Source organism: Novosphingobium sp. 9U (assembly GCF_902506425.1).
GTDB lineage: Bacteria > Pseudomonadota > Alphaproteobacteria > Sphingomonadales > Sphingomonadaceae > Novosphingobium.
The window spans coordinates 2,576,533-2,592,277 of the sequence record NZ_LR732469.1 but is presented as its reverse complement, the minus strand read 5'-3'; the positions used below and the strand labels follow the sequence as shown (position 1 = coordinate 2,592,277).

The 15,745-nt window shown below is 66.0% G+C and carries 11 protein-coding genes and 1 pseudogene; 7 read left to right on the top strand and 5 right to left on the bottom strand.

What is annotated here, in order from left to right; all coding sequences use genetic code 11:
- The first annotated feature begins 32 nt into the window (after positions 1–32).
- Complete coding sequence (locus GV044_RS12030) at positions 33–998, top strand: AraC family transcriptional regulator (RefSeq protein WP_159869944.1); 966 nt, start codon at positions 33–35, stop codon at positions 996–998.
- A 124-nt stretch (positions 999–1,122) separates the two neighbouring features.
- On the opposite strand, the pseudogene priA reads toward GV044_RS12030, so the two are convergent.
- Together priA and GV044_RS12020 are read right to left on the bottom strand one after the other, a co-directional pair.
- Positions 1,123–2,756: pseudogene (priA, locus tag GV044_RS12025) on the bottom strand (primosomal protein N'); the annotation flags it as partial.
- Between the two features lie 512 nt (positions 2,757–3,268).
- Entirely contained in the window at positions 3,269–4,540 is a 1,272-nt protein-coding gene (locus GV044_RS12020) for a glycerate kinase (RefSeq protein WP_159869941.1), read from the bottom strand.
- A 133-nt stretch (positions 4,541–4,673) separates the two neighbouring features.
- On the opposite strand from GV044_RS12020, the gene GV044_RS12015 reads away from it, so the two are divergent.
- Positions 4,674–5,387: an HPP family protein gene (locus GV044_RS12015; protein WP_236554895.1), complete on the top strand. Its 714-nt coding sequence runs from the start codon at positions 4,674–4,676 to the stop codon at positions 5,385–5,387.
- On the opposite strand, the gene GV044_RS12010 is transcribed toward GV044_RS12015, so the two are convergent.
- Genes GV044_RS12010 through GV044_RS12000 form a run of 3 tightly spaced genes read right to left on the bottom strand, consistent with a single transcriptional unit; the run spans position 5,384 to position 10,676 of the window.
- A complete protein-coding gene (locus tag GV044_RS12010) occupies positions 5,384–7,174 on the bottom strand; it encodes an acyl-CoA dehydrogenase C-terminal domain-containing protein (protein ID WP_159869938.1) in 1,791 nt (596 codons plus the stop codon). The genes GV044_RS12015 and GV044_RS12010 overlap by 4 nt on opposite strands.
- Positions 7,175–7,215: 41 nt before the next feature.
- Entirely contained in the window at positions 7,216–9,537 is a 2,322-nt protein-coding gene (locus GV044_RS12005) for a 3-hydroxyacyl-CoA dehydrogenase/enoyl-CoA hydratase family protein (protein WP_159869935.1), read from the bottom strand.
- A 2-nt stretch (positions 9,538–9,539) separates the two neighbouring features.
- Complete coding sequence (locus GV044_RS12000; RefSeq protein ID WP_159869932.1) at positions 9,540–10,676, bottom strand: thiolase family protein; 1,137 nt, start codon at positions 10,674–10,676, stop codon at positions 9,540–9,542.
- Between the two features lie 193 nt (positions 10,677–10,869).
- Between GV044_RS12000 and GV044_RS11995 the strand changes: the two genes are divergently transcribed.
- The 5 genes from GV044_RS11995 (at position 10,870) to GV044_RS11975 (ending at position 15,671) form a co-directional block, all read left to right on the top strand.
- Positions 10,870–11,304: a DUF2147 domain-containing protein gene (locus GV044_RS11995; RefSeq protein ID WP_159869929.1), complete on the top strand. Its 435-nt coding sequence runs from the start codon at positions 10,870–10,872 to the stop codon at positions 11,302–11,304.
- A gap of 81 nt (positions 11,305–11,385) precedes the next feature.
- Positions 11,386–12,678 (top strand): OmpP1/FadL family transporter, encoded by a 1,293-nt coding sequence (locus tag GV044_RS11990; RefSeq protein ID WP_371741615.1) that lies wholly within the window; start codon positions 11,386–11,388, stop codon positions 12,676–12,678.
- A gap of 59 nt (positions 12,679–12,737) precedes the next feature.
- Complete coding sequence (locus GV044_RS11985; protein ID WP_159871428.1) at positions 12,738–14,372, top strand: long-chain fatty acid--CoA ligase; 1,635 nt, start codon at positions 12,738–12,740, stop codon at positions 14,370–14,372.
- Positions 14,372–14,806, top strand: coding sequence for a MerR family DNA-binding transcriptional regulator (locus GV044_RS11980; RefSeq protein ID WP_159869923.1), 435 nt, complete (start codon positions 14,372–14,374; stop codon positions 14,804–14,806). The genes GV044_RS11985 and GV044_RS11980 overlap by 1 nt, the downstream gene beginning before the upstream one ends.
- Positions 14,799–15,671 carry an acyl-CoA thioesterase II gene (locus GV044_RS11975; RefSeq protein ID WP_159869920.1) on the top strand — a complete coding sequence of 291 codons (873 nt, stop codon included), beginning with the start codon at positions 14,799–14,801 and terminating at the stop codon, positions 15,669–15,671. Before GV044_RS11980 ends, GV044_RS11975 begins: the two co-directional genes overlap by 8 nt.
- Positions 15,672–15,745: the final 74 nt, after the last annotated feature.

Here is a 15,745-nt window from a genome sequence, read left to right as displayed (position 1 = left end):
GCGGGCACTGTTTGCCGGTGGAGGGGGGAACGATGGACTTGTTGTCGGATGTGCTGCGGGTCGCGCGCCTTTCGGGCGGCGTGTTCCTGCGCGCAGAGTTCTCGGCCCCATGGTGCGTGGCCTCGCAGATGGTGCCGGAGGCTTGCTCGCCCTATCTCGCGCCGGCGAACCACCTCATCCAGTATCACTTCATCGTATCGGGCGAACCGTGGGTGCGCGTGGCCGATCAGCCCGCGACACTGGTGCGCCTGCGGCCCAACGAAGTGGTGATCTTCCCGCAAAACGACGTGCACCACATCGGCAGCGACCTTGCTATCGATCCAACGCCGTCGATCGACGTGGCAGAGCCCGACGGGGAAGGCATGTACCGGATCGTGCACGGCGGCGGCGGGGATCAAGTGCGGATGATCTGCGGCTGGCTCGGCTGCGACTTTGCGGAGGGCAACCCGGTGATCGCCCACCTGCCGCGGCTGCTGCACTTGGCCGTGGGTGAGGGGGGAGAGGGCGATTGGATCCGCTCAACCTTCCAGTACGCCGCGCACGAGATCGCCAGCGGTCGCCCCGGCAGCGCGACCGTGCTCGCCAAGCTGTCCGAACTGCTGTTCATCGAGGCGGTGCGCCGTCACGTCGCCGGACTGAGCCAGGAAGCGGCGGGCTGGCTGGCAGCGCTGCGCGATCCGCATGTGGCCCGGGCGCTGAGTGCGTTTCACGAAGACGTCGGACGCAACTGGACGGTCGAGGCCCTGGCGCGCGAGACGGGGCTTTCGCGCTCTGCCTTGGGCGAGCGCTTCCAGCGCCTGCTGGGAACATCGCCGATGGCCTATCAGGCGCAGTGGCGGATGCAGGTGGCGGCGCAGAAGCTTGTCGGCACCCGCGCAACACTGGCGCAGATCGCCGATGAGGTCGGCTACGAATCCGAAGCGGCGTTCTCGCGCGCGTTCAAGAAAGCGCGCGGGGTGGCGCCGGCGACATGGCGCCGGAGGCAAGAACACGGCTGAGTTATACGTCCAACCGCCGGGCTGGACGCTGAGCCGCAACCTTGCCGAGTCCGTTGCCGAGCTCTCATCGTGACGCAACCGGTCCCCGGTCGAGGCCGGGGCGACGAGTCACACGGCTTTTCAGCTACACGAAGCTGTACGGATCGATGTCGATCGCCACCCGCACGCCTTGCGGGAACTGCAACGGGCCGAGCCACTCCTGCAAGTACCGCTGCAGTTCGGCCGAGCGCCGGGCATTGATCAGCAGGCGATAGCGATATCGCCCGCGCAGCAGCGCCATGGGGGCGGGCGCCGGACCCAGCACCAGCATGTCGGGCTGGTCGGGCGCGGTGCCGCCGATGGCGCGGGCGGCCACTTGCGCTTCGGACTGGTCTTCGCTGGACACGATGATCGCCGCCCAGCGGCCGAACGGCGGCGCGCCAGCCTCGCGGCGGGCCTGAGTCTCGGCCTCGTAGAATGCGTCGCGGTCGCCGGAGGCGAGCGCCGAGATCACCGCGGCTTCGGGATGCCGTGTCTGGATCAGCACTTCGCCCGGCTTCTCGCCGCGTCCAGCGCGGCCGGAGACCTGAGCGATTTGCTGGTAGGTCCGCTCACCGGCGCGCAAGTCGCCGCCTTCGAGGCCGAGATCGGCATCGACCACGCCCACCAGCGTCAGCTCGGGGAAGTGGTAGCCCTTGGTGACGAGCTGCGTGCCCACGATCACGTCGATCGCGCCTTCCTCCGCCTGTGCCACGAAACGCCCGACCGCCTCGCGCGAGTTCAGCGTGTCGGAGGTGACCACGGCCACGCGTGCGTCAGGCAGCAGCTCGCCAACTTCATCGGCGATACGCTCGACGCCAGGGCCGCAGGCGACCAGGCAGTCGCCGGTGCCACACTCGGGGCACGCCTCGGGCACTGGCGTCTCATGGCCGCAATGGTGGCATGCAAGCCGGCTGGAGAAGCGGTGCTCGACCAGCCAGGCGGTACAATTGGGACACTGGAAGCGGTGGCCGCAATGTCGGCACAGCGTCAGCGGCGCATAGCCACGTCGGTTCAGGAACAGCAGCGACTGCTCGCCCCGCGCGAGCCGCGCCTTCATCTCCTCGATCAGGCGCGGCGCCAGCCACCGGCCGCGCTCGGGCGCCTCGCTGCGCAAGTCGACGATCCGAACGTCGGGCAGCTGCGCGCCGCCGAAGCGGTCGGGCAGTTCGATGCGGGTGTAGACGCCGGACTCGGCCAGCTGCAGTGATTCGAGCGCGGGCGTCGCACTGGCGAGGATTACCGGCACGCCTTCGAAGCGCGCGCGGATCACCGCCACATCGCGCGCATTGTAGCGCACCCCGTCGTCCTGCTTGAACGAGACTTCGTGCGCCTCGTCCACCACGATCAGGCCCAACCGCGCGTAGGGGAGGAACAGCGCCGAGCGGGCGCCGACCACCGCTTGTGCCTGTCCGTGCACGATCGCACGCCAGGCGCGGCGCCGCTCGCTGGACTTGAGCGAGGAGTGCCACAGGATGGGCGGCACGCCGAAGCGCTGCTCGAAGCGGCGCAGGAAGTTCTCGGTCAGCGCGATTTCGGGCAGCAGCACGAGCACTTGCCGGCCGGTGCGCAAGGCTTCGGCTACGGCCTCGAAGTACGTCTCGGTTTTGCCCGAGCCGGTCACGCCGTCGAGCAGGAAGGGTGCAAAGCCGCCGTCGCGCACGGCCGCCACGAAGATATTGGCAGCCTCGCGCTGCCCAGGGTTCAGCTCCGGCTCGGCGAAGTCGGGCAGGGCGGGCGNCACCGAACTTCAGGGAGCCGATACCTGCACTTGTCAAACGTAATGGATACGAAGGACATGCTGATTACCACCACACAAGCTACGCTCGTGAGTGGCAACTTGAGGCATCGACTTGTTACCGGTTACCGGAGCCCAAAGACCCCCGGACCGGGCGCCGTCGCCCACATGTCCCTTCATCTAAAACCAACAATGTCAAAGAACCGAGATCAACACCAAGAAACCCTGGCAACCATCTCCGCCGAACAGTAAAGCCGGACAACCAATCATCCCCCGCTTTTCAGGTGGGGGACTTAGTTGTCCGTCATGTTGGCGACCAGGCAGTGGAGCCACTCAGTGGCGTCGTCCCGTCCGGTGAAGCGGCATATATGGACCACCTCAGATTCGGTCAAACACTATTTTCAAAAAAGTTTCATGGGAACGGGAGAATGGCTGATTTGCGCGGGTTTGGGAGGTGCTTCAGGAGCCTAGCAGTGCGGAAGTCGATCAATCAAGCCGGCCGGACGATCAAGCCTCACGCACCCCGTGGTTCCAGATAGATCGCCCGAAAGTCATTCACGTTGGTGCGCGTATGTCCGGTGACGAAGAGGTCGCCGACCTTAGCCAAAGCCGAGCCGGTGTCGTGAGCGGCAAGCGCCTCTAAAGGATCGATGGCGGCGCCGTGCAGGCGGGCCATGCTGTCGCTATCGGCGTAGGCACCCGCGGCGGCGCTGTTACCGTCGACGCCGTCGGTATCGGCTACCAAGGCGTGGATGCCGGTGCTGCCGTGAAGTCCGAGCGCGAAGGACATCGCGAACTCAGTGTTGCGCCCTCCCCTGCCGATGTTTCCCGGCGCCGTCACCGTGGTCTCCCCGCCCGAGAGCAAGACGAGCGGCCCTGCGCCGCGAGCAGCCTGCAGCTGCCTTGCCCGGAGCGCGTGATCGGTGCCGATTTCGCGAGCCTCGCCCTCAACAGCATCCGACAGGATTTCACATGCTATGCCATAATGCTCGCGACAGTGCCTGGCCGCCGCCTGCAGGGACAACGCTGCCGAGGCGATAACGCGAACAGTGTCGTGCTGACGGACCGCTTGGATCTCGACCACTTGCGCGCTTTCTTGCAGGTGCTCCATGATCGCGGGCGGAAGGTCCAGCCCTGCGCGCTGAGCTACGGCCAGCGCCTCGATCGCAGTGCCGCCACCTGAGACGGTCGGTCCGGATGCGACATGTGCAGGATTATCGCCCGGCACGTCGGAAATCACGAGAGTGACGACGTGCGCCGGGCCTGCCGCCTGCGCCAGCCGTCCGCCCTTGATCAACGAGACCTGCCGGCGCACCAGGTTCATCTCGGAAATGGACAATCCGCTCTTGAGCAGCTGCGCGTTCAACGCCTGCTCGTCGGCGAGCGTCACTCCCGGCGGCGGCGCGGGAAGCAGCGCAGAGCCGCCACCCGAGATCAGGGCGACGACCAGATCGTCGGAGGTCAGACCGGCTACCGCCTCCAGCAGCGCCTGGCTGGCCTGCAGGCCGGTGCCATCGGGTATCGGATGGGCGGCTTCGAGCACGCGAATGCGTTCGCACGGTTCGGCATGGCCGTAGGGCGTGACGACCACGCCGCTCATGTCTCCCGGCCACGCCTGCTCGAATGCGAGCGCCATCCGAGCGGATGCCTTGCCGGCGCCGACGACGATCGTGCGGCCTCTTGGGATCTGCGGCAAGCAGGCTGGCACCACCTTCATCGGGTCCGCCGCGGCGACCGCTGTGTAGAACAGGTCCTGCAAAAGCGCGCGAGGATTGAAGTCGTCCATGCGCGCTTCTTACGCCGGTCGCAGGACCTGCGCGAGAGCACGCTGAGCTGACAGGCGGGGCGTCAAGCAGTCTGGCGCGCTCTGTTGCGCTGCCATATGGGCCAGGCGAGCTATCCGCATCCGAGATCCGACCGTGCCCATCCTCCTTCGCCGCACCTTTGCCGCCCCTCCCCGCGCCGCTTTCGGGCATCTGGGATGGCTGCGCGGCGCGTTGGGCGGCGTCTTCGGGATTGCAGCGGCAGGGACTTTCGGCACGCTGATCCTGGGAGCGGGCAATCCTGCCCTCCCCTGGCTGGTGGCGCCGGCCGGCGCTTCGGCAGTACTGGTGTTTGCAGTACCGGCGAGCCCACTGGCGCAGCCATGGGCGGTGATCGGCGGCAACGTCGTGTCTGCGATGGCGGGGCTAGTCGCCGGCCATCTGCTCGGCGTACCTTTACTGGGTGCGAGCATTGGCGTCGGACTTGCGATCGGCGCCATGAGCCTGCTGCGCTGCCTACACCCACCCGGGGGTGCCTGCGCGCTGCTCTATGCGCTGGGCGCGACCGGACCAGAGCATTGGGGCGCAGCGCATCTGCTGACGATCGTCATCAACGTCCTGGCCTTGGGCGCTGCAGGCTGGCTCTACAACAACCTGACCGGGCACTCCTGGCCGCATCGTCCGGTGCACATTCCCGTGGTGATACCCGGCTCTCGATCGGCGCAAGTCCACCAGGCGCTCACCGAAGTGCTCGCCGAGTGGAACGAGGTCATAGACGCGGACATCGATGACCTCGATGCGATCTTCCAGGCGGTGGAACGGCGCATCCGCTCGGCTGAGCAGGATGTGCCGCCCGCTGCCGTCATCTAGAACGCTGCCGCTTCCAGCGCCATCATCGACGCCTTGCCGGACTTGATCGCCAGGAACGCGGTCGTCGTCTGCGGCAGGATGCGGTCGAAGAAGAAGCGCGCGGTGGCGATCTTGGCCTTGTAGAAATCGGCTTCGTCCGAACCGCTTGCCAGCTTCTCCTGCGCAATGAAGGCCGACTTGGCGAAGCAGTAGCCCATCGCCACGAGGCCCAGCAGGCGCGTGTAATCGGTCGCGGCGGCGGCGGCTTCCTCCGGATCGCGCATGCCCTTCTCGGCGATGGTGGCGGTCGAGAGCTGCAGCGCGCCGAAGGCTCTCTCCAGACCTTCCACCATCTTGCCCAGGTTCGCGTCGGCCTTGTTGGCCTCAACGAAGTTCGACACCGGGTGGAAGAAGCTGCGCAAGTAGCGGCCTATGTGCGCGGGTAGCTTGCGGCCGACCAGGTCGAGCGCCTGGATGCCGTTGGTGCCCTCGTAGATCATCGCGATCCGGGCATCGCGCACGTATTGCTCCACGCCGCTCTCGGCGATGTAGCCGTGACCGCCGTAGACCTGCACTGCAAGGTTCGCGCTCTCGAAGCCGAGATCGGTGAAGAGCGCCTTCACCACCGGCGTCATCAGCGCCACGAAGTCCGATGCACGCTGCTTCACCTCGGGGTCGGTGGCGTGCTTCTCGGCGTCGAGCGCGCGGCTGACCCAGCCGGTGATGGCGCGGCAGCCCTCGTTGTAGGCGCGCATCGTCATCAGCATGCGGCGCACGTCGGGGTGGACGATGATCGGGTCGGCGGGGCCGTTCGGGTTCTTCACGCCCGAAAGCGAGCGACCCTGAAGGCGGTCCTTGGCGTAGTAGACGGCCGATTGGTACGCCGCCTCCCCGACGCCCAAGCCTTGGATGCCGACCGAGACACGCTCGGTGTTCATCATCGTGAACATGGCCGCCATGCCCTTGTGCGGCTCGCCGACGAGCCAACCGGTCGAATCGTCGAAGTTGATCTGGCAGGTGGCCGAGGCCTTCAGCCCCATCTTGTGCTCGATTGCGGCGACGGAGACTCCGTTCGACGGACCCGGGGTGTCATCCTCCTTCGGCAGGTACTTCGGCACCAGGAACAGGCTGATGCCCTTCACACCCGGAGGGGCGTCGGGCATGCGCGCGAGCACGAGGTGGATGATGTTTTCGGTGAGGTCGTGCTCGCCGGCCGAGATGAAGATCTTGGAGCCAGTCAGCTTATAGCTGCCGTCACCTTGCGGCACTGCCTTCGTGCGCAGCAGCCCGAGGTCGGTGCCGCAGTGCGCTTCGGTAAGGCACATCGTGCCCGACCACTCACCCGAGACCATCTTGGGCAGGTAGCGGCGCTTCAATTCGTCACTGGCATGACCTTCGATCGCAGTGGTGCCGCCGTGCGTCAGGCCGGGGTAGAGGCTGAAGGCGACGTTTGCAGCGCAGATCATCTCCTCGGTCATCTTGTTGACCTGCTCGGGCAGGCCCTGCCCGCCCCACTCGGGATCGGAGGCCAGCGCGCACCAGCCGCCATCGCGGAACTGAGCGTAGGCCTCCTTGAAGCCCGATGGCGTACGCACGACGCCGTTTTCGAGCGTGCAACCCTCGACATCCCCGGTCCGGTTTAGCGGCAAGAGGATCTCCTGCGCGACCTTGGCCGACTCTTCCAGAATGGCGTCGACGAGGTCGGGGGTGAACTCCTCCAAGGCTTCGATGTTGCCGAAGCCGTCGTCGTTGTGGAGTTCGTGGAGGACGAACTTCATATCCCGCAGGGGTGCTTCGTAGACTTGCATGTCACTCTCCTGGAGGGCGCGTCTTGCGCGCCCTCATCACATCAATTGCGCAGCGGCTTGCCGGTTTCGAGCATGTGCTCGACCCGCGCCACCGTGCGTTTGTCGCGTACTCGCTGCATGAACTCTTGGCGCTCCAACGTGAGCAGGTCAGCCTCGGTGACAGTGTCGACGTAGTCGTGCTCGCCGCCCGACAGCACCGTCGCCAGCGAGTCCGAGACCACCATGTCGTAGTCGGTCGCCATGCCGCGCTTGCGGAAGCCTTCCGCCGCCATGTTGAGACCGACGTGGCCGCTCTCGCCGGGTGGGCGGAAGGTCGGTGCCTCGGGCGGCTTGTAGCCCTCGACCAGCGACAGCGCCTTCTGCTTGGCGTCGTAGAGCAGGCGATCGCGGTTCATGGTGATGCCGTCGTCGGGCCGCAGGAACATCAGCTCCTTCGCCTGCTGCGCGGACTTCGACACGGTCGCGGTCGAAACCGTCTCGAACACCTTTGCGACCGCCGGCATCGGGCCCTTGGGCATGCCGGGTGCGTCGCGCCAGCGGGCAAGCATCTCGCCGTTGCCGCCCCAGCCCGGGATCAGCCCGACGCCGCATTCGACCAGGCCGGTGTAGAGCTCGGCATGCGCTTGGATTGCGTCGGAGTGCAGCAGGATCTCGCACCCGCCGCCGACCGCCAGGCCAGCGGGGGCGCTGACGACGGGGAACGGCGCGTATTTCAACGCCTTGTAGGCCATCTGCCCACCAGCAACGAGCTTCTCAATCTCGCTCCACGCGGCGATGTTCACCGCGAAGATCGCGAGGCCGAGGTTCGCGCCGGCGGAGAAGCTGTCGGCATCGTTGTAGACGACCAGCGCCTTGTAGCTCTGCGCCACCAGCGGGATCGCCTGCCCGATCAGCTTCATGACCTCACCGTCGAGCGCATTCATCTTGCCGGTAAATTCCAGGCAGACGACGCCATCGCCCACATCCCAGAGCGCGGCAGAGGCGTTCTTGAGCAGCGGTTTGGAGGCCAGCTTGAAGTCGGCCAGCCGCAGCACACCCTCGGGCCGCACCACGTCGTGGTACTCGCCGCCAAGGCCCAGGAACTGGCGCTTGCCGTTCTCGACACGGTAGAACGTGCGCTCGCCGGCCGTGCGCAAGATTTGCGGCACCGGCTTGCCTTCGGCTTCAAGGCGGTCGGCAAGGTACTTGGCGCCGAGCTTGTCGATCATCTCGAACGGCCCAGCCTTCCAATTGTAGCCAAGCTTCATCGCATCATCGATCGCGACCACGTCGTCAGCCGCCTCGGGCACCAGCATGGCAGCATAAGCCAGCGTGCCCGAGACCAAGGCCCAGGCGTAGTCGCCCAGCTTGCCCTTGGTCTCGACCAGCGCGCGCAAGTCACCCTTACCGGCGGCACCGCCAGGAGCACGTGCGTCCACCTTCGCGCGGTACTCGCCGGTCGACAAGTCGATGGCCTCGCGGCTCTTACCCTTGTCGCGGTTGAGCCGGTAGAAGCCGCCCTTCCCCTTGCGGCCGGTGTAGCCCTCGCCGATCATCTTCTCGATCAGCGGGATATCGCGGGCGATCGCCTGGTACGGATCGTCCTTGGCCAGCGTGCCGGTGAGGCTCGCCTTCAAATGCGGCATGAGGTCGATACCGACCAGATCGACGAGGCCGAAGATGCCGGTCTTGGGCACGCCCATCGGGGAACCGGCAACGGCGTCCGCCTCTTCGACGCTCAGGCCGAGGTCGATGGCGTTGTTGATGCCGAGCTGGATCCAATACGTGCCGATCCGATTGGCGATGAAGCCGGGTGTATCCTTAGCGCGCACCACGGTCTTGCCCATGGCCACGTCGGCAAAGGCCTGGACCTTGGCGACAACCGCGGCATCGCTGTCGGGACTGGCGACGATCTCGAGCAGGCGCATGTAGCGCGGCGGGTTGAAGAAGTGGGTGATCAGGAAGTCGCGCTTGAACGCGTCCGATCGCCCCTCGACCAGGGTGGCGAGCGGGATCGTCGATGTGTTCGACGAGACCGCCGTGCCCTCGCGCTTCACCGCCTCGATCCTGGCGTAAAGGCCCTGCTTGATGTCGAGGCGCTCTATGACCGCCTCGATGACCCAGTCGCACTCGGCAATTTTATCGAGATGATCCTCGATGTTGCCGGTCTCGACCAACTTGGCGGCGCGCGTGCTCATGAACGGCGCGGGGTCGGTCTTGAGCATCTTGGCGACCGCACCCTCGGCAATGGCGTTTCGGCCACCTTCCTTGGGAACGATATCGAGCAGCAGCACCGGCACGCCGGCATTGGCGACCTGGGCGGCGATGCCGGCGCCCATGGTGCCGGCGCCGATCACGCAGACTTTCTTGATTGCGTCAGCCATGATCAGTCCACCGCCTCCAGGACAGTGGCGATGCCCTGCCCGCCGCCGATGCACTGGGTGGCGAGCGCGTACTGGCCGCCCTCCCGCTTCAGCAGCGAGGCGGCCTTGCCGACGATGCGCGCGCCAGTGGCGCCGAGCGGGTGACCGAGCGCGATGGCGCCGCCGTCGATGTTGGTCTTGGCCGTATCGAGGCCGAGGTCGCGGATGCAGGCGAGCGCCTGGCTGGCGAACGCCTCGTTCAACTCGACAACGCTGAGGTCGTTCACGCCGATGCCGGCGCGCTGCAGCGCCTTCTGGCTCGACAGGATCGGACCAAGGCCCATCGTCTGGGGCGCGCAGCCCGACACGCTGACCGACTTAATACGCGCCAGGATCGGCAAGCCATGCACCTTGGCATAGTCCTCGGTGGTGACGAGCACTGCCGCCGCGCCATCGGTTACCGGCGAGGAGGTGCCCGCGGTCACAGACCCTTGCGCGTCGAACGCGGGCTTGAGCCCGGAGAGGCCCTCGGCCGAGGTCTCGGCACGGATCGCCCCGTCCTCGCTGACGACGCCTGCCTTGGTCTGGATCGGCACGATCTCGTCGGCGAACTTGCCAGCGTCACGCGCCGCAGCAGCCCGCTTCTGGCTCTCGACCGCAAAGGCTTCCTGCTCACCGCGGCCGATCTGGTACTTGGTGGCGACGTTCTCGGCAGTCTCGCCCATCGACATGTAGGCGCTGCTCTTCCTGGCGAGCTCGGGATTGGGGAGCGGGTTGAAGCCCATCATCGGCACGCGGCTCATCGACTCGACGCCGGCGCAGATGAAGACCTCGCCCGCGCCGATCGCGATCTGGCCCATGGCGATCTGCACCGAGCTCATCGAAGAGCCGCAGAAGCGGTTCACCGTCATGCCGCCCACTGTCAGCGGCAAGTCGGCCAGCAGGCCCGAAAGGCGCGCCATGTTCAGGCCCTGCTCGCCCTCCGGGAAAGCGCAGCCGACTATCACGTCCTCGACATCAGCGGCTTCCACGCCGGTCTTCTGGATCAGCCCGCGGATGACTTGCGCCATCAAGTCATCCGGCCGCACCCTGGCGAGCGCGCCCTTGTTGGCGAGGTGGAAAGGGGACCGGGCGTACCCGGCGATAACGACGCTTTGCATGCAACTCTCCTCGGCGTGCCTTCTCGACAGCGGCGATTCTCGCTGTCCAAATCTCATGCCTTAAAGGTGCGCTGCTTTCCCTATACGTCAAGAGATTTTTGCGCTAGACCGAGTCTCGTACCGGTTCTTGCGGGCGGATTCCTCATTTGAAGGGGAGGCGCGACCGGTCAGTTGGAGAGCGAAGGAACTCGGCATGACAAATACCAAATTCGCAGCGCTCGCGTTGGTTGCAACTTTGAGTGCTGCCGGCTCCGCTTCGGCGGCCGGAACCGACTCGGTGGTGGGCAAGTGGCGCACTCCGTCGAAGCATGGCGTGGTCGAAATCGCCAAATGCGGTGCCTCGCTGTGCGGACGTCTGGTGGACTCCGATCACATCCGGACCAATCCGGAACTGCAGGACGTGAACAACAAGAACACCGCCCAGCGCAGTCGTCGGCTGAAGGGCTTGCAGATCCTCGGCGGGTTCAAGGCCAGCGGCAGCCAGTGGGACGGCGGCACCATCTACAACCCGGAAGACGGCGGCACCTACAAGGCGACGATCACCCCGGCGGGCGCCGATACCCTAAAGCTCAAGGGCTGCATCGTCTGGCCCTTGTGCAAGACCCAGACTTGGACCCGCATCCGCTGACCGCATCCGACATCGTCAGCACCCGCTGACAGGGCTCAGCGTTAGACAAAGACATAAAGAAGCAGGAGTAAAACAATGAAAATGAACAAGGGTCGGATCCTGGTCGGCACCGCGGCCGGCGCCATGGCATTCGGCATGGCGGCGAGCGCCAGCGCGCAGGCGTTCTACCTGCAGGAGCAGTCCGTGCGGGGGCAAGGTCGTGCGTTCTCTGGCGAGGCAGCCGACACCGGCGTCGACTCGCTGTGGTGGAACCCGGCCTCGATCGGCGGCATGGACGGCGGCGAAGCAGCCGTGCACGCCAGCGCGATCCTGCCGCGTGGCAAGGTGGTCGACAACGGCACCGTGATCGTCCGCCCGGCCCAAGCACCGCGCTCGGTCGGTGGTGATCCGGTTGCCAAGAACCCGATCAACAACGGCGTTCTGCCCTCTGGCGCCGTCGCCTACGGCAACGGCAAGATCGCGGTCGGCCTTGCCATCAGCGCCCCGTACAACTTCACGACGAACTACGATGCCGACAGCTGGGCCCGCTACAGCGCGGACAAGACCAAGCTGCGCACGTTCGACATCCAGCCCTCCGTCGCCTTCATGGTGACACCGCAGCTGAGCATCGGTGCCGCGCTGAACGTCGAGTATGCCGACGCCACCCTCAGCAACTACCTGCCCAACCTCTCGCCCCTGCTCGCCGATGGCCACCAGACGCTCAAGGGCGATGGCTGGGATCTCGGCTGGTCGGCCGGCGCACAGTACCGCACCGACGTCGTCACCCTGGGCCTCGCCTACAAGTCGAGCATCAAGCACAAGCTGAGCGGAGACGTGACCACGGAAGGCCTGCTGGGGCCCCTCGCCGCGCAGAACCGTGTGATCGACACCACCGCCACTTTCCGGACGCCCTGGCAGGCGATCGGCAGCATCCGCGTCAAGGCGACGCCGCAGCTTACGCTGAACGGTCAGATTGTGCGCTATGGCTGGGGCAAGTTCGACGACATTCGACTCGGCGCGCCGCTGAACGTCGCCCTGCCCGAGAACTACAAGAACTCGTGGACCTATGCCGGTGGCCTCGATTACGACGTCAACCCGCAGTGGACGGTGCGCGCCGGCGTCCAGTACGGCGAGACGCCGACCAACGACGGTAACCGCGACGCGCGAGTGCCTGACAGCAACCGGTGGAACTTCTCGGCCGGCACCAGCTTCAAGGCGAGCGAGCGCTTCACCGTCGATGCAGCGGCAAGCTACATCACCTTCAAGGACGCGCCGATCGACCGCATCACGGCGGCCTACGCCGGCACTGCGGCGCAGACGCCGATCCTGACGAACGGCGAACTCCAGGACGCCTCGGCGCTGGTGTTCTCGCTCGGCGCACGGGTGGCGTTCTGATGGCGGCCGCGGCGCCTGACGCCGGCCTCCGCGAGGGGGCCGCAACCCTGCTCGACGAGATGCCGGCGTTCGCGCCGCGGCTGCTAACCGACTTGCTCGACAACGCGGTCGCGCGCCACGGCGCCTGGCCGGCGGTCGATTTCATGGGTCGCAAGTGGACGTACAAGGAGATCGGCGCGCTTGCCCGCAAGGCGGCGCGCGGTCTTCAGGACCTGGGCGTCAGACCGGGTACCCGGGTCGGCCTGTGCCTGCCGAACACGCCCTATTACGTGATCTGCTACTTCGCGATCCTGCGCGTTGGCGGCGTGGTGGTGAACTTCAACCCGCTCTATACCGAGCGAGAGCTGGAGCACCAGGTCACCGACAGCGGCGTCTCGGTGATGATCGCATCTGACCTGGCCATGTCGCTGCCCAAGATTGAGCCGCTGATCGGCCGCACCACACTCTCGCGCGTGGTCGTCTGTCCGATCGCCGAGGTGCTGCCCGCGATCAAGCGCAATGCCTATCGCGTATTCAAGCGCAAGGACATCGCTCACGAGCCGCACGACTTGCGTTTCATCCGCTTCAACGACCTGATCGCCCGCGATGCCGATCCCGATCCGGTCGAGCGCGATCCGCACGACCTGGCGGTTCTGCAATACACCGGGGGCACCACCGGCGTGCCTAAGGGTGCGATGCTGAGCCACGCAAACCTTTCCGCCAACTCGGCGCAGATGATCGCGCATGTCGGTCACTTGCCAGAGCGGCAGGAGCGCACGCTGGGCGTGCTGCCGATGTTCCACGTCTTTGCGCTGACCACGGTGCTCAACTATTCGGTCGACACTGCGGCCGAGATGATCCTGCTACCCCGGTTCGAGATGAAGTCCTTCCTTGAGACCGCCAAGCGCGTGAAGCCTACTCAATTCTTCGGCGTGCCCACGCTCTATTCGGCGCTGAATGGCGTCGAACTGCACGGCGAGTTCGATCAGGTGCGCGTCTGCATCTCGGGTGGTGCGCCGCTCCCGCTCGACGTGCGCCAGAAGTTCGAGGCGAAGACCGGCGTGCGCGTGGTCGAGGGTTATGGCCTCTCCGAGGCCAGCCCGATCATCGCCTGCAACCCACTGGAAGGCCTGGTCAAGGAGAACTCCTGCGGTCCCTCCTTCCCCGGCACCGCGATCGAGATCCGCGATCCCGACAACATCCACAAGGTGATGCGCCACGGTGAGCGCGGCGAAGTCTGCGCGCGCGGGCCGCAGGTGATGAAGGGCTACTGGAACCGTCCCAAGGACACCGAGGCCAGCTTCATCTACGGCGCGCTGCGCACGGGCGACGTCGGCTACCTCGACGCGGACGGCTACTTGTTCCTGGTCGATCGCATCAAGGATCTGATCCTGTGCAGCGGATACAACGTTTATCCGCGCACCATTGAGGATGCCCTCTACGAGCATCCGTCAGTCGCTGAAGCCGTGGTGATCGGCATTCCCGACCCCTACCGCGGTCAGTCGCCCAAGGCCTTCGTGGCCTTGCATGCCGGCGATATTGTGAGCGAAGATGAGCTGAAGGAATTCCTCAGCTCCAGGATCAGCAAAATCGAGATGCCAAGCCAGATTGAGTTCCGCGCCAGCCTGCCCAAGACCATGGTTGGCAAGCTTTCAAAAAAGGAACTGGTGGCCGAGGAAGCAGCGCGCCGCGCTTCGGCCGGAACCGCTTCGTGATGGAAACCGAAGCGGCCGCTCCGCCGCCCTCCGCCGAGGCTGACGAACTGCTCGGGATCCAGGAAGCGGCGACGCTGCTGGGCGTTACGATGCGCACGTTGCGCTTCTATGAAGACAAAGGCCTGATTGCGCCCCAGCGCGTGGGCACCACCCGCATCTACTCGCGCCGCGAGATCGGCCGCATGCAGCTGATCCTGCGCGGCAAGCGCCTGGGCTTCAGCATCCGCGAGATTGCCGAGTTCCTGGACCTCTACGATGTCGATCCCGAGCACCACGTGCAGGTGCGCCAGCTGATCGTGAAAGTCAGCGAGCGGATGAAGGACCTCAAGCGCCAGAAGCAGGCGATTGAGCAGACGCTCGACGAGCTGGGATCGATCGAGAAGCAGGCCAAGTCATGGCTGCGCGAGCATCCCGGCGGACCGGCGCATGGTTGATCTCGCGCAAGCAGTGCAGGCGCTCAAGCACCTCTTGGTGGTGGAAGAGCTCGACACCGATCTCTACCGCGGGCTCGCGGATGCATCGGTGCCGGGCAGAATGTTCGGCGGTCAGGTGATCGCCCAGGCACTTGCGGCGGCCACAGCGGGCATCGGGGACCAGCGCGTCGCACACTCGCTGCACGCCTACTTCCTGCGCGCCGGGGACAACGCCCGTCCGGTGATCTACCGCGTGATCCGCGACTTCGATGGCGGCACCTTCGCCAATCGGCGCGTTGTGGCGCTGCAGGACGGCAAGCCGATCCTCAACCTGGCGACGTCGTTCCAGCGCCGCGAGGAAGGGTTGTCGCACAGCGTGCCCATGCCGCAAGTGCCCGGCCCCGATCAGGCGCGGCCCTTGCAGGAACTCCTCAGCCGCAGCGGCGCGCAGGTGCCGCCGCCGATCGCCAGCCTGCTGGCCGCGTTCGACATGCGGGCCGGACTTCCCGATCCGAACGGCACCGGTGCCACGGGTGGGCCGATCGGCTTGCCCGGTCAGCACTCCTGGCTTCGGCTCGACCCGGCGCTCGGGATCGAGTTGGCACGCACCGCGCTTGCCTACGCCAGCGACTTCGGGCTGGTCTCCACCGCTATCCTGCCGCACGGCATGCAATGGTTCTCGCCCGAGATCCAGGGTGCCAGCCTGGATCATGCCATCTGGTTCCACGACGATCCGCCGCTGGGCGAGTGGCTGCTATATGCCATGGATAGCCCATGGTCGGGCAAAGGCCGTGGCTTCACGCGGGGGTCCGTGTTCGACCAATCCGGCCGCCTGATCGCCAGCATGACACAGGAAGGGCTGATGCGGCACCGTCCGAAGAGCTGACACCCGCTCGCCGACGTTTGTCGGCACTTCGTCGATCCAACGTGGGCTGCTTGGACGTTCGCAGCAACCGCTCT